Genomic DNA, 19,244 nt, shown 5'->3' on the forward strand with positions numbered 1-19,244 from the left:
TACGATCGTTACCGAACCCCGCCCGCGCCGCGCGGTCGAGTCGAGCGTCCGACTACGGAGAGCAGGTCATGGCGAAGAACAAGACCCTGAGCAAGTACGACATCCTCGCCGCCGGCTGTGTGTGCTGGCGGGTGGTGGACGGCGAACTCCAGGTGTTGGTCATCCACCGCCCCCGCTACGACGACTGGTCCTGGCCCAAGGGCAAGCAGGACGACGGCGAGACGCTGCCGGAGACGGCCGTGCGCGAGCTGCGCGAGGAGACGGGGTTGCACATCACCCTGGGAGTCCACCTCGCGGACACCGAGTACACCGTCCGCGGTCATGACAAGCTCGTGCGCTACTGGGCCGCGGAGGTCTCCCCGTTCGCCCACACGTCCCCGGAGGACGACGAGGTGGACCGGATGAGCTGGTTGCCCGTGGCCCGGGCCCGCTCGATCCTGACCAACGAGGACGACACCGCTCCCCTGGACGAACTCGCCCGCCTGTACGCGCGGGCCTCCCTGGCCACCCGCCCCGTGATCGTGATCCGCCACGCCAAGGCCAAGCCGCGTTCCTCCTGGCAGCGCGCCGAGGGGGACCGCCCGCTCGCCGCCACGGGCAAGCGTCAGGCGCTCGCCGTGACCCGGTTGCTCGCCGCGTGGCAACCGAAGCGCGTGGTGACGTCCCCGTGGTTGCGCTGCATCTCCACCGTGGTGCCCTACGCCAAGAAGTACGGGATCAAGGTCAAGGAGCGCTCACAGCTGACGGAGGCCGCCCACAAGCGCCATCCCAAGCGCGCGGCCCAGGTCACCGAGCAGCTCTTCGACACCGAGCGTCCCGTGGTGCTGTGCACCCACCGCCCCGTGCTGCCCACCGTGTTGAAGGTGCTCGCCAAGCACCTGCCGCCCGCGCTCGCAGCGCAACTGCCGGACGCGGACCCGTACCTGAGCCCCGGTCAGATGATCGTGCTGCACATGCCCCGGGCCTCGCAGAGCGCCCGCGCCGTGGGCTTCGAGATCATTTCCCCGTTCGACGACTGACACCACCCCGACCGCCGGGCCCCCGGCCCGCGTTCATGCCCACGCCGACGCCGCTGTCCCCACCCGGGCGCGCCCCGACCGTTCGTGAGGTGCGCGCCGCGCGGAGGCCACCGCAGCGGCGTCGTGAGAGGAGACCCATGCCCATCCCCACTCCCTACGAGGACCTCCTGCGGGACGTGCTTGAGAACGGGACCCCCAAGACGGACCGCACCGGCACGGGGACGCTGTCGGTGTTCGGACGCCAGATCCGCTACGACCTGGGCAGCTCCTTCCCCCTGCTGACCACCAAGCGCGTGCACTTCCGCTCGGTGGCGCTCGAACTGCTGTGGTTCCTCTCTGGCTCCTCCAACGTGCGCTGGCTGCAGGAGCGCGGGGTGAGCATCTGGGACGAGTGGGCGGATGAGAACGGGGACCTGGGGCCCGTCTACGGCGTGCAGTGGCGCAGCTGGCCCGCCGGGCACGGGGAGACGATCGACCAGATTGCCCGCGTGGTCGAGTCCATCCGCACCACTCCGGACTCGCGCCGGCACATGGTCACCGCGTGGAACCCCGCGGAGGTGGACCGGATGGCGCTACCCCCGTGCCACGCGCTATTCCAGTTCTACGTGCAGCCGCGCGAGGACGGTCCGGACGCCCTGAGCTGCCAGCTGTACCAGCGTTCGGCGGACCTGTTCCTGGGCGTGCCGTTCAACATCGCGTCCTACGCGCTGCTCACCGTGATGATCGCGCAGCAGTGCGATCTGGTCCCGGGTGAGTTCGTGTGGACCGGGGGTGACTGCCACATCTACTCCAACCATTTGGAGCAGGTGCGCACCCAGCTCGCGCGTGAGCCCTACCCGTACCCCCGGTTGCAGTTGCGCCGGCACCCGGAGTCGATCTTCGACTACGAGTTCGAGGACTTCGAGGTGCTCGACTACCAGCACCACCCCGGTATCAAGGCCCCGGTGGCGGTATGAACGGGGACGTCGTGAACGGGCGAGGCTCGGACGCACTCGCCGCGATCGTGGCTCCCGCAAAGGGTGAGCGGCGCCCGAACGGCGGGAGCAACGTCGCCGTGGGCGGGATCTGGGCGCAGTCCCCGGACGGCGTGATCGGGGCGGACGGCAGCATCCCGTGGCACGTGCCCGAGGACCTGAGGTTCTTCTTCCGCACCACCGTGGGGCACCCGGTGATCATGGGTCGGCGCACGTGGGAGTCCTTCCCGGAGCGTTTCCGGCCCCTGCCGGGGCGGCCCAACATCGTGATCACCTCCCGTCCGGACTCGGTGCCCGCGGACGGTTCGCGGGTGTGGGCCGTGGACTCGTACGACGCCGCCGTGGCCCTCGCGCTGCGCCTGCTGCCCCCGGCCCCCGGCGCCGATGATGCCGCGCCCGCCGGGACCTCGTCGCGCACCGACGCTGCCTCCTCGGACGGGCCATCCCTCGTGCCGGGGACCGCGCGCGAGATCTGGGTGATCGGCGGCCCGGGGGTGTGGCGCGAGGCCGCCGCGTACGCTCCGCTGCCCCTGACCCGGGCGCTCGTGACCACCATCGAGCTGGACGTCACCGGCGACACCCACGCCCCACACCTCGACGACGAGTGGGCGCGGCGCGAGGTCGCGGGCTGGGCCGAGTCCGCCAAGGGGGTCCGTTACCGGATCGACGAATACACGCGCGGTGCCGCGACCGGGACCGTGACCAGGGGCGATGGGATAGCGTGATGGGACACACAGCTCGAGATGGAGGTCCCCACCGTGACGACTGAACCCACACCGCAGATCAACAACAGCCCAGACCTGAAGGTCGTCCCCAACCACGACGCTTCACGTTACGAATTGTGGGACGGGGAGCAGTACATCGGGTTCCTGGGCGTGGAGGTGCTCGAGGACGGCACCGTGGACCTGCAGCACACGATCATCTCGGAGGCCTTCGGCCGCCGCGGATACGCGCGGACACTGGTCACGCGCGTGCTGGACGACTACCGGCAGCGCGGCCTCAAGGTCCGGGTCACGTGCAGTTACATCCAGGACTACATGCGTCGCTTCCCGTCCTACCGGGAGCTGCTGGCCACCACCCCGGACCCGCGGACTCGGGGCTGAACACGGTGCCTCGCTAGACTGGGGGGCATGACTTCACAACCCGCCGCCGTAGGTTTCATCGGATGGCGCGGCATGGTGGGCTCCGTGCTCATGGACCGCCTGCGCGCCGAGAACGATTTCGCCCAGCTCGATCCCGTGTTCTTCTCCACCTCCAATGCGGGGGGTCCGGCCCCCTCGGTCGGGAGCGCCGGGGATCCTGGTGTGCTGCAGGACGCCCACGATCTCGAGGCACTCTCCAAGTTGCCCATCCTGGTCACGACCCAGGGCGGGGACTACACCAAGGCCGTGCACAGTGAGCTGCGCAAGAACGGCTGGGACGGCATCTGGATCGACGCCGCCTCCACGCTGCGCATGAACGACGACGCCGTGATCGTGCTGGACCCCGTCAACCGGGACGTCATCGACGCCGCCCTGGACCGCGGCGTCAAGGACTTCGTGGGAGGCAACTGCACCGTCTCGTGCATGCTCATGGGGCTGGGCGGGCTGTTCCGCAACGAGCTCGTGGAATGGGCCACGTCCATGACGTACCAGGCCGCTTCCGGCGGCGGTGCGCGCCACATGCGCGAGGTCATCCAGCAGTTCGGGGACATCCACGCGAGCGTCGCCGACCCGTTGGCGGATCCCGCCTCCGCAATCCTGGAGATCGACCGCGCCGTGCTCGCCAAGCAGCGCGGCGGTGAGCTGGACACCACCCAGTTCGGGGTCCCGCTGTCCGGGTCCCTGATCCCCTGGATCGACGCCGATCTGGGTAACGGCCAGTCCCGCGAGGAGTGGAAGGCCGAGGCGGAGACCAACAAGATCCTGGGCCGCTCCGGGGACCGGACCATCCCGGTGGACGGGTTGTGCGTGCGGATCGCCGCGATGCGTTCCCACTCCCAGGCGCTGACCGTCAAGCTGCGCGAGGAGGTCCCCGTCGCGGAGATCGAGCGCTTGCTGGACGCGGACAACGAATGGGCCACCGTGGTGCCCAACACCAAGGAGGACTCCATGCGGGACCTCACGCCGGTGGCCGCCTCCGGGTCCCTGCAGATCCCGGTGGGTCGTATCCGCACCATGTCCATGGGTCCGCAGTACATCTCCGCGTTCACCGTGGGCGACCAGTTGCTGTGGGGCGCGGCGGAGCCCGTGCGGCGCATGCTCAAGATCGCCACGGGAACCCTCTGATCATGAGGTTCTGATCCGGGCGTTTCGGTGCGCGCGTTGATCCGCGCGTTTGGTGGGGTTCCCGGACCTAGCGAGGATCATCAGGGGTCGTGGCCCGCATGTGCCGCGGCCCCTGCACCATGGTGTGGGGCTTGTCCCGGGCACGCCGGTAGCGCCACTGCGCCATGATGTTGGCCCACCACCGCCACGCACGCAGCGCGACTTGCTTGATCCGCTGATTCAGCCGGTGGGCCCATTCGAACTCGGTGCTCCAGATCCCCAGCCCCAGGAAGATCGCAAGCCACCCGGGCCCGGGCGTCACGAGCATCACGATCCCCGCGAGCACGAACACCCCGCCGAGCACGATCACGGTGGCCTTGTGCAGGACCCGCAGCACGGGGTGGCGCTCGGACCACGCGCGCAGCCGCAGCACCGCCCGGTGCACCCGGCCCCCGCGTTCGCCGCGCTCGATCTCCTCGTGCAGCTCGGAACTCATGCGCGCGTCCCACTCAGGTGGTGCGACGCGCCGGCGCCGCTCGCCCCGATCATCACGACTGCTCCGTTCGTCCCATGGGTCGCGCTCGTCAGAGCGACAGCCCGATCAGCACGGGCTCGGGGGCCAGTCGTACGCCGAAGACCTGTTCCACGCCGCGCTGTACCGTGCTCGCGACGGCGGCGACGTCCTCCCCGGAAGCGGTGCCCCGGTTCGTCATGGCCAGCGTGTGCTTGCCGGACAGCGCCGCGCGTCCTCCGGCGACCTCCCCGCCGTCCAGGTCCAACAGCTCGTTTCGGGTGCCCAGCAGCCCGAATCCCTTGCCGAAACCGGCGTGGTCGATCAACCACGCCGCGGAGAATTTCACCGCACCGGGAACCTCCTGTCCCGTGGCGTCCAGGACCGGGTAGCGGGGGGCGTCCGCGGGGATCCGATCCGTGAGTTCGTCCTCCGGGACCACCGGATTGGTGAAGAAGGACCCAGTGCTGAACGTGTCCCTGTCCTCGGGGTCCAGGACCATGCCCTTACCCGCTCGCAGTCGCAGCACGGTGTCCCTCACGGTCGCGAGCGGTGCGCTCTGGCCCGTCTCGACCCCGAGAGCGGCGGCCAACTGGGCGTAGCGCACGGGCATCGACTGCTCCTGCCTGCGCAGGCGGAACGTCACGGACAACACCACGTAGCGCGGTGAACCGTGAGTCATGCTGCGTTTGAGCAGGGAGTCACGGTAGGAGAATTCCAGGTCCGCGAAACCGAACGTGAGCTCCTTCCGGGCTTCCCGGTCCCACACCCGCACCCGCACGATGCACTGGGAGACCTCCGCGCCGTACGCGCCCACGTTCTGCACCGGCGTGGCACCCGTGGTGCCCGGGATCCCGGCCAGGGTCTCCAGACCGGCAAGCCCGCGCTGCACCGTCTCCCGAACGGTGTCCTCCCACGGCTCTCCCGCGGCGACGTCCACGAGCGCCGTCTCCGAGTCGCGGTCGGCCGAGCCGTCCTCGTCCGTGACCGTGATCCCGCGCGTGGCCACGTGCACCACGGTTCCTGCGAACGGCTGATCGGAGGCGAGGATGTTGGAGCCGCCGCCCACGATCAACACGCGCTCACCGGCGTCGTCGGCGTGGGAGACCGCGTCGACGAGTTCCACTTCCGTGGTCACCTCCACGACCTTCTCGGCGGGGCCCCCCACGGCCGTGGTCGTGAGGTGGGACAGGCGTGCTGCGTTCATGAGGCACCACTCTAGTGCGGGAACTGCACAACCGCCTGAGCCTTGACGAGCACCTTGAGCTCCTTGGCCTCGGCCGGATCCGTGTCCGGTTCGGAGAGGTCCGGAGCGGTCACGGTGAGGTCCACGCGCACCGTACGCGCCTCGGGATCCACGACTCCGATCACCCCGCTCACGGTCAGCGCGGTGCCCGGGACCACGCGGTCCTCGAACGCGTTGGGGACCACCACGGGCTTGCTGAACCGGGTCTGGTAGTCCACCACGGCGCCGGGATCGCCAGCCCACTCGGTCACCAGCGCCACGGCCGCACCCATGGTGAACATCCCGTGGGCGATCACGTTGGGCAAGCCCACGCCCTGCGCGAAATCCTGGTTCCAGTGGATCGGGTTGAAGTCACCAGACGCGCCCGCATAACGCACCAGGTCCGCGCGCGAGACCTCCACGCGGCGCTCCCCGATGGACTGACCCTTCTCGAGCTCGTCGAACGTGATGTTCACTGGTCCTCCCCGCGTACCAACAACGACGACACGGTGGTCGCCACCTTCTCCCCCGACACCGTGGTGATCTCCACGCGAGAGGTCACCATGGCCCCGGATCCCAGGGGACGCACGTTGTCCACCGTGACCGCGGCGGTCAGCTCGTCCCCGGCGACCACGGGGCGGTGATGCGTGAACCGCTGGTCCGCGTGCACTACGCGCGAGAAGTCGATCCCGGCCTCGGGATCGTTGACCAGGGCGGCGTCGGCCCGCTGGGACACAATGATCGCGAAGGTGGGCGGGGCCACGAGGTCCGCGTACCCGGCAGCGCGCGCCGCGGCGACGTCATGGTGGGCGGCATCCGTGGCGTGGACGGCGCTCGCGAACTCGCGGATCTTCTCGCGGCCCACGAGGTACGGGGGGATGGACGGGTAGGTCCTGCCCACTACGTCGGCGGATATGGCCATGACTCTCCTCGATCGCTGGGAAGAATTTCTCCCAGAGTACTGGGCGAGCGGGCCCGCACGAACTACCGGGGCCGTGCACGCGCTCGTCCAGCCGCGCCCGGGCCTGCGCGTAGGCGTCCTCGGACAGCGGGTAGAAGAACGCCCGCGGCACGATCGAGGGGCCGTGGTCCAGCAGGTGACGGACGTAGTCCTCCACCGCGGGGTTCTCATCGAGCGCGGTGCGCGAGACGTAGACGTAGACGTAGAGTTCACGGCCGAGCGGGTAGCGCCCGGAGACCACGGACTCCCGGTCCGATGCCACGCCGTCCACAGACAGCGTGGTGATCCGGTTGCGACCTCCTCGGGTGCCGCGAGGTAGTTGTCGACCCCCATGAAGGCCAGGGAGTACGGTGCCTCGGCGGCCCAGTGCGCGACCTGCGCGAGGTCCGCACTGTGCTCGTAGTCCTCGCGGATGGCCCCGGGTTCCCCGTTGACCTTCTGGGTGAAATCGAGGAACCTCCCGGACCCCTGGTTGCGACCGAACAGGTCCATGGGCTCGTGGGGCCAGCCTTCCCGCAGGTCCGACCACGTGTCCACCGAGGATCCCGGTTCCCAGATCCGCCGCAGCTCCGCCATCATGATGTCCCGGACGGCCTCGTTCTGCTCGTTGGCGATCAGCACGATCGCGTCCAGGGCAATGGGCAGTTCCACGTACTCCACGCCGTTGTCCGCGCACGCCGCGCGGAAGTCCACGGGGTCCTCGGGGCCCGGGATGGGGGTCGAGGCGTTGTTGATGTCCGATTCACCCGCGCAGAACTTCTCGAACCCGTTGTTGCTGCCCTCGGACGAGATCTGCGCGTTCGTGCCCGATTCCCGCACGGCCATCGCTTCTCCCCCGCTTCCCGGTCGGTGCTCGCGGCACCCCCGTCCGCGGCGTCGTCCGCCCGCTCGTCCCACGGCCTGCCGGCACGCTGTTCACGCACCGCGCCGCGTACGAACGCGCCCACCGCCCGCCAGTCGATCCGGGCCTCCTCGAGCAACGTGGCCAACCTGTCGATCTCGCGGTGCTGGGCCTCCAGTTCCTGGGACGTCTCGCGCCATTGCCGGCGCCGCTCCAGCTCCTCTCGCAGCCGGGCCACCCGTTCCTCGGCGTCGACGATCAGTTGCAGCAGTTCTCGTTCGTCCGTCGAGGTGGACGGGTGTCCGGGGTTCATGCGGTCGCTCTCCTCGGCGCTCGATGTGGCTCGCGATCAGAAGACGGAGGTCAGCAGGATCATCACGCCCGGGATGGCGACGAACACACCGAGCACCCAGATCACCACGTAGAGCGTGTTCTCGGCGCCCAGGTTCCCGAGCCACGCGGCGGCTTTGACGGGGATGGGCCGCAGGAAAAGGATCCCCATGATCACGGCCATCGCGAAGACGTTGTAGAGCAGGTGCACGGTTGCCGCCGTCATCCCGGCCGTGCGCTCGATCCCGGAAAAACCGAACGCCGCGATGATCGCCGTCATGGTCGTGCCGATGTTGGCGCCCACCGTGAACGGGAAGATCTGGCGCAGTGAGAACGTGCCGGACGCCGCGAGCGGCACAGCGAGCGACGTCGTGGTGGAGGACGACTGCACCAAGACCGTGACCAGCAGGCCCGCCAGGATGCCGGAGACCGGGCCTCGGCCGAGCGCGGAGGGGAAGATCTTCTCGGCGTGACCGACCAGCAGCAGCTTGAGCAGTTTGGAGATCATGCGGATCACCAGCAGGATCAGTGCCACGCCCACGAGGATCATGCCGATCCCCGCCCAGACCTCGGGGAAGAAGGACGTCAGGGCGCCGCCGATCAGGTCCGCGCCGGGATCCGTGATCGTGGAGACCACGTCCCGAACGTGCCGAACATCATCTCGATCGCCAGGAAGATCACCAGGGCCAGCAGGTTGTACATGTCGTGCACGGACGCCGCGGAGAAACCGCGCCGGAACTGTTCCCGGTCACCGGCCGCACCCAGGGAGACCAGTGTAGAGGTCACGGTTGTACCCACGTTGGCGCCCATCAGGATGAGGATGGCCGTGCCCAGCGGCAGGCCACCCGCGACCATGCCCACCACGATCGAGGCGGTCGTGGACGAGGACTGCGTGAGCACGGTGGCCAGGATGCCGATGGCCAGACCAACGAACGGGTTCTCGGCGACACTGAACAGCTCCTCCGCGCGCCCACCCGTGGCGGCGCTGAAACCGTCACCAATCCACCCCACCGCGGTGATTAGGACATAGATGCCGAACGTCACCAGGAACCACTCGAGGACGTTGCGCGTGCGCTCGGAGACCGGCAGCCGCGCCAAGATGTTGGGTGTCTGCTCGTCCTTCTCGGGACCCGACTGCGCGTCCTTCTCGGTGGGTCGCTGTGCCAGCGTTGATCCGCTACCCGACATGGTGCCTCGCCCCTCCGACGTCCGATTGTGCCCGCCCGCCCCGGAGGCTGCTCCGGAGTGCGGCGCCCTGTTCCTCGAGTGGAACAGGGCCAAGCGGCCGCGAGGTGAATCGGGCTCGTCCGCGAGTCGACCTGACGGACGGGTGGCTCAGCGATCGGCGAGGAGGTCGCCCGTTCCCGGACTGCTCAGCAGCGGGTGGTGCGGGACCGGCTGTCCCGGACCAATTGTGCCCGGGGACGACGGAGGCGCCGCTCCCCGAGGGGAACGGCGCCTGAACGGTAGCGGTGGACGGGCTCGATCCGTCGACCTCACGATTATGAGTCGTGCGCTCTAACCAGCTGAGCTACACCGCCACATCATGGATGAAACCCACGGTTCGCAAAGAGCCGCAGGTTCTCATCATGAGAGCCCCGACCGGGAATCGATCCCGGGACCTCCATCTTACCAAGATGGCGCTCTACCACTGAGCTATCGGGGCAACGCGGAATACTCTAACAGGAGATGAGCGGATCGCAAAAACGAGCACCTCACCCCACAAGCCGCGCCGATTCACCCTCCATGGTGTGCTCCTTGATGAGCCAGCGGGCCTCGGGGGCGTCCGCCCGACCGACCGCTTCCACGAGGTCCCTGTGCAGGTCCAGGCGGAAACGGATGTACTCGTCCAGGGGGCATCTCCAGGGATGACTGCACCGAGGCGGTGCGCACCTCCACGACGTCCAACAGGCTCAGGTAGATGGAACGCAGCAGTTCGTTGGGACTGATCCGGGCGATCCTCGCGTGCAACTGCTAGTTGGAGCGCACGAAGGCCACCGGGTCCGGGGCCTCCCACGAGCTCATGGCCAACAACGTGTGGGCCAGGTCCTTCCCGGGCACCGAGATCGCGCGCCGCAAGGCGTGGGGCGGGCGCGACGACCTGCGGGTCGAGTACAACACCGCGAGCCCTTCGTCCATGTGCAACATCGGCCAGCACGATCTGGAGCCCATCCTGCGGCCGCCGGCGAGCGCCACGGGGCGAGCATCCGGTTCGGCACCGAACTGCTCGAACTGACCCAGGACGGCCGCCGGGTCTCCACGATCGGTCTGGTGGGCCGCGGGCGGTTCACCCTGCTGACCGGGATTGGCGGGGCGCCGTGGCGCGAGGCCGTTCGCGTCGTCGGCGAGGAACTGGGTCTGCAGATCGCCGTCCACGGCATAGGTGCGGGACAGGACCTCGCGGATCCCACCGCCGAACTGCGCGCCGCGCTGCACAGCATCCTGGGCACCCCCGCAAGGGATGCACCCTACGCCCAGAACGCCCCCGCCCGGGGCGAACTGCTCACGGAAGGAGCCTGATCATGGCCCTGGGACTGTTGGTCATGAGCCCGACCCTGGGGCTGTAGCTCTTCGGCTGAGGCACGAGAACCACCACTGCAGCATCACCGAGGCGGAGCTCGCGCACCGCGTCACGAGTGACCCCGAGAAGTGGGGACCAAGGCGGGCCCGCCCATGGCTGCGGACCGCGCCGGGATCTCGTCCGCACCGATCGTGGACGGGCACACGTACCTGGTCGATTGCGGACGCGCCTGCGTGACCCAGTTCCACAAGGCGGGGCTGAGCTTCGCGTCCCTGCGGGGGATCTTCCTGACCCATCTGCATGCCGATCCCGTGGCCGACTACTTCAACGACTTCATGATGGCGTCCACGACGGGCCGAAAGAACGGGGACGTTATCCCCGGCCAGCTCGCGGTGTACGGTCCCGGGCCCGCGGGCGGTCTGCCGGAACCGTTCGGGGGTCGGCCGGTGGGGATCGCGAGCCCGGAGGAACCCACACCGGGCACCAAGTCCATGACCGCGCACCTGCTGCGGGCGTTCGCCTACACGAACAACATCTTCATGCGGGACGAGGACGTCCGGGACTACGACTCCCTCGTGGCCGTCAACGAGATCATGCCCCCGCACTCCGCCCACGTGATGGTTGAGGACATGGGACCCGTGGTGCAGGCCTCCCATGTGGACCACCTGGTGCTCTCGCACATCGAGAACACGGGCGGCACCATCGATCCCGTGGAGTGGCACCGGCTGGCGTGCCGCCGCTACGACGGCGCGGTGACCGTGGGGCAGGACCTGCAGATCATCACGGTGGCCTGAGCCGCACGCGTCAGCGCACCTCACACCTCACGGGAACATGAGAAGCAGAAAAGGGCCGTGGCCGGGACGATCGTCCCGGCCACGGCCCTTTGTGCTGTCACTCACCGGCCACGCCGATGACCGACCACGTTAGCGACCGTCCCGGCTGAGCAGGCCCTGCTCAGTCGGCCGGCTCAGTGGCTCGCAGCGAACCGGCGAATCCGCGAGTCAGCGGCTCACGGTGAGGCAGTGAACCGACTAATCAGCGACCCGAGTAGCCGCCGTTGTCCGGGCGGTTCTTCCGACGCGGCCGGTCCTGCTGGTAGGACCCGCCACGGGAACGGCCGCCGCCGCGATCGTCGCGGTAACCGCCACGATCCTCGCGGTACCCACCGCGATCCTGGTAACCGCCCCGGTCCTCACGGTATCCCCCGCGGTCGTTGCGCGGGCCCCGATCCCCGCGGTACCCGCCCCGGTCGTTGCGGGGTCCACGGTCACGGTCACCGCCGCGGAAGGGCTTGCCCCCGCGCGCGCCACCGGGTCCGCGATCCTCCTGGATCCGGATGGGCGAACCGTTGATCTGGGTGTTGGCCAGCTTGTCGAGGGTTCCCGCGGGGAGGTTCTCGGGCAGACCCACAAGCGTGAACGTGGGGCGGATGTCGATCGCACCGATCTGCGAACCGTTGAGACCGCCCTCGTGCGTGAGGGCACCCACCACGGCGCCGGGGACTACGCGATCGCGGTGCCCCACGGCCAGCTTGTAGGTCTTCATCCCGGCCTCGTCCCCCGGGGAACGGCGATTGCGGGGGCCGTCGCCGTCACGGCGCTCGCGGTCCCGCTTGCGCTGCGGCAGCTCGGGCAGGTCCTCCAGGAGGAACGGACGGCCGTTCTGGGCGATCACGGCGAGCGCAGCGGCGACCTCGACGGCGTCGACGTCGTGCTCGGACTCGTATTGCTTCACGAGCTCACGGAACAGCGAGAGGTCCTCGGAGTCGATGGTCTCCTCGATCTGCTGCGCGAAGTTCTCCTTGCGGGTCTGGTTGACCTCGTCCGTGGAGGGCACGCGCATCTGTTCGACAGGCTGGCGGGTGGCCTTCTCGATCGCGCGCAGCAGGTACTTCTCGCGCGGGGTCATGAACAAGATGGCCTCACCCTTACGCCCCGCGCGGCCGGTGCGGCCGATGCGGTGCACGTAGGACTCGGTGTCGTGGGGGATGTCGTAGTTGACCACCAAAGAGATCCGCTCGACGTCCAGACCGCGGGCTGCAACGTCCGTGGCCACGAGGATGTCGATCTTGCCGTCGCGCAGCGAGTCCACGGTGCGCTCGCGCAGGTTCTGCGGGATGTCACCGTTGATCGCGGCGGCGGTGTAGCCGCGGGCCTTGAGCTTGTCCGCGATCTCCTCCGTGGCGGCCTTGGTACGCACGAAGACGATCACGCCGTCGTAGTCCTCGACCTCGAGCACGCGGGTCATGGCGTCCAGCTTGTGCGGGCCCATGACCTGCATGTACCGCTGCCGGGTGTTGCTGCCCGTGGTGGTTTTGGCCTTGACCGTGATCTCCTGGGGGTCGTGCAGGTACTGCTGCGCGATCCGGCGGATGGCCTTGGGCATAGTGGCGGAGAACAGAGCCACCTGCTTCTCCGTGGGGGTCTGCGCCAGGATCTTCTCGACGTCCTCGGAGAAGCCCATGCGCAGCATCTCGTCCGCCTCGTCCAACACCACGTACGCGATGTCGTCCAGGTTGAGCGAGCCCTTGGCCAGGTGGTCGATCACGCGCCCCGGGGTTCCCACGACCACCTGCGCGCCGCGCTTGAGGCCCGCGAGCTGCGGACCGTACGAGGAGCCGCCGTACACGGGCAGCACGGTGAAGTCGTCCAGGTGGGTCGCGTAGGAGCCGAAGGCCTCGGCGACCTGCAGCGCGAGTTCGCGGGTCGGCGCGAGCACCAGCACGCGCGTGCTGCGCTGCGGGCCGTGCAGGTCGGACAGCTCCGCGAGCTTGGACAGTGCGGGCACCGCGAACGCGGCGGTCTTGCCCGTACCGGTCTGCGCGAGCCCGACGACGTCGCGGCCGCTCAGCAGCGCGGGGATCGTCGCGGCCTGGATGGGCGAGGGGTACTCGTAGCCCACCTCGTCCAGTGCCGCCAGTACGCGCGCGTCCACGCCCAGTTCGGCGAACGTGGGCGGGTTCGGTTCGGACTTCTCGGCGTCGGCGGGCTTCTCCGCGGAGCTGTTCTCGGCGCGCTTCTCGGCAGAGTCGTTCTCGACGGGCTGCTCCGCCGGCTCGGCGGCGTCGTCGTCCCGGGCGGTCTGCTCGGTCTCGGAAGGCTGGTCGGCGGGCTCGGTTGCCTCGCCGCTGTCGGTGCGCTGCGCGTCGACGACGACGTCGTGGTTGTCGGGGGCGTCGGTCACGGCGGGAGCGGCGTCGTGCTCGGGGGTCTCGTTGTGGGGATTTTCGTTCTGGGACAGGGAGTCAGTGGACACGGAAGAACCTCGCTTCGGTGGAATGGAGTGATTGTCACCGGTGCGCGCGGTACTACCGCTGAAGTCCTGGACCGACATGCCCGCTACGGCGAAACGGTTACGACAGACAAGAAACCGGGATGATAAACCACTAGCCTACCGCACGGCCGGGCCATGTCAGGCCGATCTGCGGGCCACCACGATGTTCGCCTCGTCACTCACGACCGTGTAGCCCGCGCCGTACATGTCCCGCGCGTAGCCCGTGACGTCCGCCGGTGGCTCGCCGCTCCACGTCCCGCCGAGCCGGTCCACGACCACGTACTCGGGGGCGGGATCGTCCCCGTTGCCGATCCAGTGCACGCGGGTGGTGCTCACGAGCCCGTTCATGAGCGAGAGGTCCGTGGCCACGCTCGCCCCGTGCGGGATGCGCTCCACCGCGGCGGCCTTGGCGTTGTGACGCGGATCGGGTTGCCATGCCTCGGCGGTGGCCAGTTGCGCGAGCGGTTGCTGGGTGCCCACCGCGAGCGCGACGACCAGCGCCGCCCACGGGGCCGCGCGCGCCATGGTGCGCAGCACCGCACCCTCGCCGGGGAGGAACGGTAAGCGGTCACGGGTGAGGCGTCCGTTCGAGGCCCCGCTCCCGGCATGATCCCCCGCGGTTCCTCGGCGCGCCGGGCCGTCTCGGACGGTGACGTCGCTCCCCGCCTTCCGCGCGCGATCCGCATCGTTGCGGAGCCGATCGATGGCGTCCACGAGCGCCACGAAGACCACGGGCATCAACACCGCGCTGTAGTGCCACCCCGGCCCCCAGTAGCCGTGGTTGGGGGACAGCATGCGCCACGCGAGCGTGGGCAGCGCCACCAGCGCGAGGGGTGAGCGCACCGCCACCACGGCGCCGATCAGCAGCAGGAGCAGCCACGTGACGAGCTTCTCAACCGGGACGACCTGCAGCACGACCACGGAGGCGGGATCGCGCAGCAGGAGTGCCAGGTCGATCTTGTCCGAGTACGCGAACTCCCCCGCGGGGTTGAGCGCGGGCAGGATCACCCCCACCGCGAGCGCGGAGGCCAGGACGCCCCACACCATGAGTGTTGCGCCCCACCGCGCGGCCGGATCCCGCAGGACCGCTCTCGCGGGATCCGCCGATGTCTGTCCGGCGCCGCGGTCCCCATCGTGGCGGGCATCCGCGGTGACACGATCCTCAGTGCCGTGCACGTGCGCGGCACTGCGCCCTGCGCCGCGGTGGGTGTAGGCGCGGAACTCGGCCCAGCGGCGTCGTACCGCGCGGCTCCACCCACGCGCGAACGGGACCAGCGCGTGACCGAGCATGAGCGCCCCGATCGCCGCGACCGTGACCCCCAGGTCTTCTTTGACGAGGGCCACGGGCGCGCTCCACAGGGCGGCCGCGCGCCACCGCCGTTCCCGCAGTGCGCACAAACCGAGCGCGAGCAGCGGCACGGCGAGCGCGATCTCGTGGAACTGCACCGCGACCGCGTTCTGCAGTCCGAAGCTCGCCGCGTACGCCACGCCGATCGCGACGGCCGGGGCGGGGCGCAGGACATGCAGGGCACACCGCGTGACGACGGCGGCGGAGCTCCCGAAGAGGACGTCCTGCAGGATCATGAGGGTGAGCGCGGAGGGGAACACGGCGTAAATCGGTGCCAGGACGATCAGCAGCGGGTGGAAGTGATCCCCCAGGAGATTGAACCCGTGGCCCTTGATGTCCACGATCGGTGCGTGTCCGGAGGCGTACGCGGAGAGCAGTTGCGTGAAGATCGCGTTGTCCCACGAGGGGACGTCCCAGCGGATCCACTGGCTCCAGGAGAACGCGCAGTACACCGCGGTCGTGAACGCTCCCACGAGGACGGGTAGCAACCATGCGGGACGAGTCCGCCCGGGGTCGGCCGATGCGGGGGAACGGGCCACGGTCCTCCCTCCGGGGTGCCTGTGCCGGGCGGCGGGGTTGTCGGACCCAGTATGCCAGCCGGGTGCGCGCGAGGGTGTCGGAGACCCGTGGCATCATCTGCGCATGACCACCACGGTGCGGACAGCGCGAGTCACCGGTTCGGGGGACTCCCCCGCCCGGTTGCGCTGGACGCCACCCGGGCCCGTGCACCTGGGCCAGACCCTGCGGGTGCTCGGGCGCGGTGCGGACGATCCCACGGTGCGCATCCTGAACGAGGACTGCGTGTGGATCACCACGCGCTCGAGCGGGTTGCCGGTGAGCGCGCGGTTCTCCCGCCCACCTCGCGTCGCGGGTGAGAACCCCCTAGACCGGGACGTCGTCGTGGACGCGTGGGGTCCGGGCGCGCAGCAGTGGTTGCCGTCCGCGCCCCGGTGGGTGGGCCACGACGATTCGTGGGAGGAGTTCGAATCCTCGGCGGGTTTTGCGCAGTTGCCGCACCGGCTCGTCAGGGCGCGCCACGACCACCCGGGGATGCGCTTGCCGGCCACGGGCACCGTCCTGGACCGCGCCGTCGTCTCCATCCTGGAACAGCGTGTCACGGCGATCGAGGCCGTGCGGGCGTACCGGGCGCTGCTGCGCTGGATCGGTGAGGAGGCACCCGGGCCCGCTCCGCGCGGGATGCGGGTGCCGCCCACGGCCGAGCAGTGGCGCAGGGTGCCGTCCTGGCAGTGGCACCGGGCGGGCGTGGACCCCGCCCGTTCCGCGACGGTCATGCGCACGGTGCAGCGGGCGTCGGCCCTGGAGCGCCTTGGCCGGGAGCCGGATCCGGCGCGGGTGCGGGCCGCAGTGCAATCGATCAGCGGGATCGGTGTGTGGACGGCCGCGGAGATTACCCAGTGCACCCACGCAGACCCGGACGGCGTGAGCGTGCGGGACTTCCACCTGGCCGACTACGTGTGCTGGTTCTTCGACGGCGCCCCCGGATCGGACGAGCGCATGCTCGAACTGCTCGAACCGTGGCGAGGTCACCGGCAGCGGGTCGTGCGGCTCATCAAGGCCAGTGGGCACCGCAAACCCGCGTTCGGACCCCGCCTCACACCCCAGGATCATCGTCACCACTGACGGGGTTTGATGGGCCCGCCCCTGGATCGGCGCCGCCGCGGCGAACGGGCTACTCCAGAGCGGCGTCGCCCCAAAGAGCGGGCGGGGCATGATGTCGCGTGCCACGCGTGCTGCTCTCCCGCGGATGACAGCCCGACTGAGGTTTGGCTTGCCTGCCTGGCGGGGTTTCCATGTGCGACGCAAACTATCTGCATGGCACAGCACACCGCGGTGGAACCGCACGCGACCAAGTCCGGGGAGAAAATGAACAAGCTGCGCGCCGGGGTCCTGGGCGCGAACGACGGCATCGTGTCCGTGGCCGCGACCGTCGTCGGCGTGGCCGGGGCCACCGCGGCCACGACGCCCGTGCTCGTGGCCGGTTCGGCCGCCGTGATCGGCGGCGCACTGTCCATGGCGCTGGGCGAGTACGTGTCCGTGTCGAGTCAGAAGGATTCGCAGGAAGCTCTCATCGAGAAGGAGAAGTGGGAGCTACAGGCCATGCCGGAGGCCGAGCTCGACGAACTCACGCAGATCTACCGGGATCGCGGGTTGAGCGAGACCACGGCCCGACAGGTCGCGGTGGAACTGTCCGAGAAGGACGTGTTGCGTGCCCACCTGGATGCCGAACTCGGGATTGACCCGGATGACATTCCCAGCCCGTGGGGTGCCGCGATCTCCTCCGCGGTGGCGTTCCTGCTGGGTTCATTGTTGCCGCTGCTGGCCATCCTGCTCCCGCCCGCCCCATGGCGGATCCCCGTCACGTTCGTGGCCGTGCTCGTGGCGCTCGCGCTCACAGGGACGCTCGGTGCCCGGTTGGGTGACACCCCGCACGTGGCCCGTGCCGCGACCCGCGTGGTGGTGGGCGGTGCGCTGGCCCTGGGTGCGACCTTCCTCATCGGTTCCCTGCTGGGGGTTTCCGCGGCGTGACGGGCCGCATGAAGAACGACTGACGGGCGGCGGGGGTCCCACATCCCGCCGGACAAGCGGCCCGGGCATTCAGACCGGATATACGGAGAGGGCGACTCCTTCGGGAGCCGCCCTCCGTGTTTCATGGGCGTGTGCCGTGTGGCGCGGGGATCACATCATCTGTGTATGACGAGAAGTGCGCGCCACTACCGGGTCTACATACGCCGTGGAACTCAGGATCAGTTCTGCTGATCCCCCGCGGCGCCGGTCTCCGCCTCGGCGGCCTGCTTCTCGACCTCCGCGCGGACCTCGTTCATGTCCAGGTTCTTGACGGCGTCGATGACCTGCTCGAGGGAGGATGCGGGAAGCGCGCCGGGCTGCGAGAACACCATGATGCCCTCGCGGAACGCCATGAGCGTGGGGATCGAGGAGATCTGGGCGGCGGCAGCCAGGCCCTGCTCGGCCTCGGTGTCCACCTTGCCGAATACGATCTCGGGGTTGTTCTCGGAGGCGGCCTCGTAGGTGGGTGCGAACTGCTTGCACGGTCCGCACCAGTCCGCCCACCAGTCCAGCAACACGATGTCGTTGTCAGAAATGGTCTGGCCCAGGGTGTCCTGGGTGATGTCTACAGTAGCCATGAAACCAGCGTAGGACTCCGTTCCGCCGGGCTCCAGAACGTTCACTGCGGGCACAAGGAACGCCCTGGGCGCCGCGCCGTCGGCATTCCCAGGAATCACCCGTGAGGAGCCACCCGTGACCTTCAGACTCGGTATCGCCACGTGGGGGGAACGCGCTCCCCACCCCGACACGGGTGAGCTTCCCAGTCCGCGGGAGGGGTTCCTGCAGCTCACCGAGTTGGCCCGCACCGCGGACCGGGTGGGCCTGGACATCGTGGCCGTCGGTGAGGGCCACGGGGCGGAGCACGTCAACCCGGATCCGTTGCAGCTGCGGGCCGCGGGACACGGGATCGGCGTGATGCTCAACGTCATGGAAGGCCGCTGGGACCAGCTCGTGCCGTACGTCAAGGCGTACCGGGAGGCGTTGCGCGGCTTCAGGCACTCCACGCGCGGCGCGGTGGGCCTGCTGCTGCCGGGCCTCGTGGTGTCCGACGACGACGACGCCCGCTCCCCCGACGCCCTCACCCTCGCCTATCCCCACTTCGCCGCCAGCACGAGAACCTTCGGCGCCGCAAGCGCCGACGAACCCGCGTGGACACCGGAGGAGTTCCGCGAACAGTGCGGGCCGGAGGGTGCGCTGCTCGTGGGCGGTGTGAGCGACGTCGTCACCAAGCTGCGGGCCCATGCGCGAGACGTTGGAGCTGGATCGGGTGCTCGTGCGCGTGGACGTGAACGGCCTGTCCCACGACGCGGCGCTGCGGACCGTGGAACTGCTCGGTCGAGAGGTCCTCTCGGCGCTGCGCTGAGCCCACCCGCGCTGCTCGGAACTCCCGCACCTGCCACCCACCCCGC

The 19,244-nt window shown here is 69.4% G+C and carries 19 protein-coding genes, 2 tRNA genes and 2 pseudogenes; 10 read left to right on the forward strand and 13 right to left on the reverse strand.

The window, feature by feature from the left end:
- Positions 1-68: 68 nt before the first annotated feature.
- From J1M36_RS07200 to asd, 5 genes are all read left to right on the forward strand, one after another.
- Positions 69-1,019 carry an NUDIX hydrolase gene (locus tag J1M36_RS07200; protein WP_064845244.1) on the forward strand — a complete coding sequence of 317 codons (951 nt, stop codon included), beginning with the start codon at positions 69-71 and terminating at the stop codon, positions 1,017-1,019.
- 137 nt (positions 1,020-1,156) lie between these two features.
- The gene (locus J1M36_RS07205) at positions 1,157-1,975 is read left to right on the forward strand and encodes a thymidylate synthase (RefSeq protein WP_206478970.1); all 819 of its coding nucleotides are present in this window, start codon (positions 1,157-1,159) and stop codon (positions 1,973-1,975) included.
- The gene (locus tag J1M36_RS07210) at positions 1,972-2,718 is read left to right on the forward strand and encodes a dihydrofolate reductase (RefSeq protein ID WP_206478971.1); all 747 of its coding nucleotides are present in this window, start codon (positions 1,972-1,974) and stop codon (positions 2,716-2,718) included. The genes J1M36_RS07205 and J1M36_RS07210 overlap by 4 nt, the downstream gene beginning before the upstream one ends.
- Before the next feature lie 33 nt (positions 2,719-2,751).
- Entirely contained in the window at positions 2,752-3,096 is a 345-nt protein-coding gene (locus J1M36_RS07215) for a GNAT family N-acetyltransferase (RefSeq protein ID WP_082943131.1), read from the forward strand.
- 27 nt (positions 3,097-3,123) lie between these two features.
- Positions 3,124-4,260: an aspartate-semialdehyde dehydrogenase gene (gene asd, locus J1M36_RS07220; protein ID WP_085108425.1), complete on the forward strand. Its 1,137-nt coding sequence runs from the start codon at positions 3,124-3,126 to the stop codon at positions 4,258-4,260.
- 67 nt (positions 4,261-4,327) lie between these two features.
- Here asd and J1M36_RS07225 read toward each other — a convergent pair whose 3' ends face one another.
- The 10 genes and pseudogenes from J1M36_RS07225 to J1M36_RS07260 form a co-directional block, all read right to left on the reverse strand.
- Entirely contained in the window at positions 4,328-4,735 is a 408-nt protein-coding gene (locus tag J1M36_RS07225; RefSeq protein ID WP_064845248.1) for a PGPGW domain-containing protein, read from the reverse strand.
- Positions 4,736-4,823: 88 nt separating this feature from the next.
- Entirely contained in the window at positions 4,824-5,957 is a 1,134-nt protein-coding gene (locus J1M36_RS07230) for a UDP-N-acetylmuramate dehydrogenase (RefSeq protein ID WP_206478972.1), read from the reverse strand.
- A gap of 11 nt (positions 5,958-5,968) precedes the next feature.
- Positions 5,969-6,451, reverse strand: a complete 483-nt coding sequence (locus J1M36_RS07235; RefSeq protein ID WP_098055971.1) for a MaoC family dehydratase — start codon at positions 6,449-6,451, stop codon at positions 5,969-5,971.
- Complete coding sequence (locus tag J1M36_RS12755) at positions 6,448-6,897, reverse strand: MaoC family dehydratase N-terminal domain-containing protein (protein WP_064845251.1); 450 nt, start codon at positions 6,895-6,897, stop codon at positions 6,448-6,450. The genes J1M36_RS07235 and J1M36_RS12755 overlap by 4 nt, the downstream gene beginning before the upstream one ends.
- Positions 6,898-7,281: 384 nt before the next feature.
- A pseudogene (locus tag J1M36_RS12760) lies at positions 7,282-7,761 on the reverse strand (substrate-binding domain-containing protein); the annotation flags it as partial.
- Between the two features lie 365 nt (positions 7,762-8,126).
- The gene (locus J1M36_RS12765; RefSeq protein ID WP_342358305.1) at positions 8,127-8,744 is read right to left on the reverse strand and encodes a Na/Pi symporter; all 618 of its coding nucleotides are present in this window, start codon (positions 8,742-8,744) and stop codon (positions 8,127-8,129) included.
- On the reverse strand, positions 8,708-9,295 hold the full coding sequence (locus J1M36_RS12770; RefSeq protein ID WP_241246957.1) for a hypothetical protein: 588 nt from the start codon (positions 9,293-9,295) through the stop codon (positions 8,708-8,710). The genes J1M36_RS12765 and J1M36_RS12770 overlap by 37 nt, the downstream gene beginning before the upstream one ends.
- 279 nt (positions 9,296-9,574) lie before the next feature.
- Positions 9,575-9,648 (reverse strand) — tRNA-Met (locus J1M36_RS07250).
- A 53-nt stretch (positions 9,649-9,701) separates the two neighbouring features.
- Positions 9,702-9,773, reverse strand: a tRNA-Thr gene (locus tag J1M36_RS07255).
- A 308-nt stretch (positions 9,774-10,081) separates the two neighbouring features.
- Complete coding sequence (locus J1M36_RS07260) at positions 10,082-10,246, reverse strand: hypothetical protein (protein WP_193518915.1); 165 nt, start codon at positions 10,244-10,246, stop codon at positions 10,082-10,084.
- On the opposite strand from J1M36_RS07260, the gene J1M36_RS07265 reads away from it, so the two are divergent.
- Positions 10,247-10,627 carry a hypothetical protein gene (locus tag J1M36_RS07265; protein WP_179861328.1) on the forward strand — a complete coding sequence of 127 codons (381 nt, stop codon included), beginning with the start codon at positions 10,247-10,249 and terminating at the stop codon, positions 10,625-10,627.
- A gap of 153 nt (positions 10,628-10,780) precedes the next feature.
- A complete protein-coding gene (locus J1M36_RS07270) occupies positions 10,781-11,422 on the forward strand; it encodes a hypothetical protein (protein WP_143470098.1) in 642 nt (213 codons plus the stop codon).
- A 241-nt stretch (positions 11,423-11,663) separates the two neighbouring features.
- Here J1M36_RS07270 and J1M36_RS07275 read toward each other — a convergent pair whose 3' ends face one another.
- Together J1M36_RS07275 and J1M36_RS07280 are read right to left on the reverse strand one after the other, a co-directional pair.
- A complete protein-coding gene (locus tag J1M36_RS07275) occupies positions 11,664-13,883 on the reverse strand; it encodes a DEAD/DEAH box helicase (protein WP_342358306.1) in 2,220 nt (739 codons plus the stop codon).
- A 156-nt stretch (positions 13,884-14,039) separates the two neighbouring features.
- Entirely contained in the window at positions 14,040-15,788 is a 1,749-nt protein-coding gene (locus J1M36_RS07280) for a DUF2079 domain-containing protein (protein ID WP_342358307.1), read from the reverse strand.
- Between the two features lie 103 nt (positions 15,789-15,891).
- Between J1M36_RS07280 and J1M36_RS07285 the strand changes: the two genes are divergently transcribed.
- Complete coding sequence (locus tag J1M36_RS07285) at positions 15,892-16,890, forward strand: DNA-3-methyladenine glycosylase (RefSeq protein ID WP_144931511.1); 999 nt, start codon at positions 15,892-15,894, stop codon at positions 16,888-16,890.
- Positions 16,891-17,082: 192 nt separating this feature from the next.
- The gene (locus J1M36_RS07290) at positions 17,083-17,796 is read left to right on the forward strand and encodes a VIT family protein (protein ID WP_098055985.1); all 714 of its coding nucleotides are present in this window, start codon (positions 17,083-17,085) and stop codon (positions 17,794-17,796) included.
- 218 nt (positions 17,797-18,014) lie between these two features.
- On the opposite strand, the gene J1M36_RS07295 is transcribed toward J1M36_RS07290, so the two are convergent.
- Positions 18,015-18,413, reverse strand: coding sequence for a co-chaperone YbbN (locus tag J1M36_RS07295; RefSeq protein ID WP_064846723.1), 399 nt, complete (start codon positions 18,411-18,413; stop codon positions 18,015-18,017).
- Between the two features lie 115 nt (positions 18,414-18,528).
- Here J1M36_RS07295 and J1M36_RS07300 point away from each other — a divergent pair.
- Positions 18,529-19,244, forward strand: a pseudogene (locus J1M36_RS07300) (LLM class flavin-dependent oxidoreductase); the annotation flags it as partial.

The organism is Kocuria sp. KRD140 (assembly GCF_017168375.1).
Taxonomy (GTDB): domain Bacteria; phylum Actinomycetota; class Actinomycetes; order Actinomycetales; family Micrococcaceae; genus Kocuria; species Kocuria marina.

Coding starts and splice junctions, on each gene's coding strand:
- J1M36_RS07230 (WP_206478972.1), bottom strand. CDS start 5,957: ATGAACGCAGCACGCCTGTCCCACCTCACGACCACGGCCGTGGGGGGC.
- J1M36_RS12755 (WP_064845251.1), bottom strand. CDS start 6,897: ATGGCCATATCCGCCGACGTAGTGGGCAGGACCTACCCGTCCATCCCC.
- J1M36_RS07200 (WP_064845244.1), top strand. CDS start 69: ATGGCGAAGAACAAGACCCTGAGCAAGTACGACATCCTCGCCGCCGGC.
- J1M36_RS07295 (WP_064846723.1), bottom strand. CDS start 18,413: ATGGCTACTGTAGACATCACCCAGGACACCCTGGGCCAGACCATTTCT.
- J1M36_RS07210 (WP_206478971.1), top strand. CDS start 1,972: ATGAACGGGGACGTCGTGAACGGGCGAGGCTCGGACGCACTCGCCGCG.
- J1M36_RS07225 (WP_064845248.1), bottom strand. CDS start 4,735: ATGAGTTCCGAGCTGCACGAGGAGATCGAGCGCGGCGAACGCGGGGGC.
- J1M36_RS07285 (WP_144931511.1), top strand. CDS start 15,892: ATGACCACCACGGTGCGGACAGCGCGAGTCACCGGTTCGGGGGACTCC.
- J1M36_RS07270 (WP_143470098.1), top strand. CDS start 10,781: ATGGCTGCGGACCGCGCCGGGATCTCGTCCGCACCGATCGTGGACGGG.
- J1M36_RS07290 (WP_098055985.1), top strand. CDS start 17,083: ATGGCACAGCACACCGCGGTGGAACCGCACGCGACCAAGTCCGGGGAG.
- J1M36_RS07260 (WP_193518915.1), bottom strand. CDS start 10,246: ATGGACGAAGGGCTCGCGGTGTTGTACTCGACCCGCAGGTCGTCGCGC.
- asd (WP_085108425.1), top strand. CDS start 3,124: ATGACTTCACAACCCGCCGCCGTAGGTTTCATCGGATGGCGCGGCATG.
- J1M36_RS12770 (WP_241246957.1), bottom strand. CDS start 9,295: ATGTCGGGTAGCGGATCAACGCTGGCACAGCGACCCACCGAGAAGGAC.
- J1M36_RS07205 (WP_206478970.1), top strand. CDS start 1,157: ATGCCCATCCCCACTCCCTACGAGGACCTCCTGCGGGACGTGCTTGAG.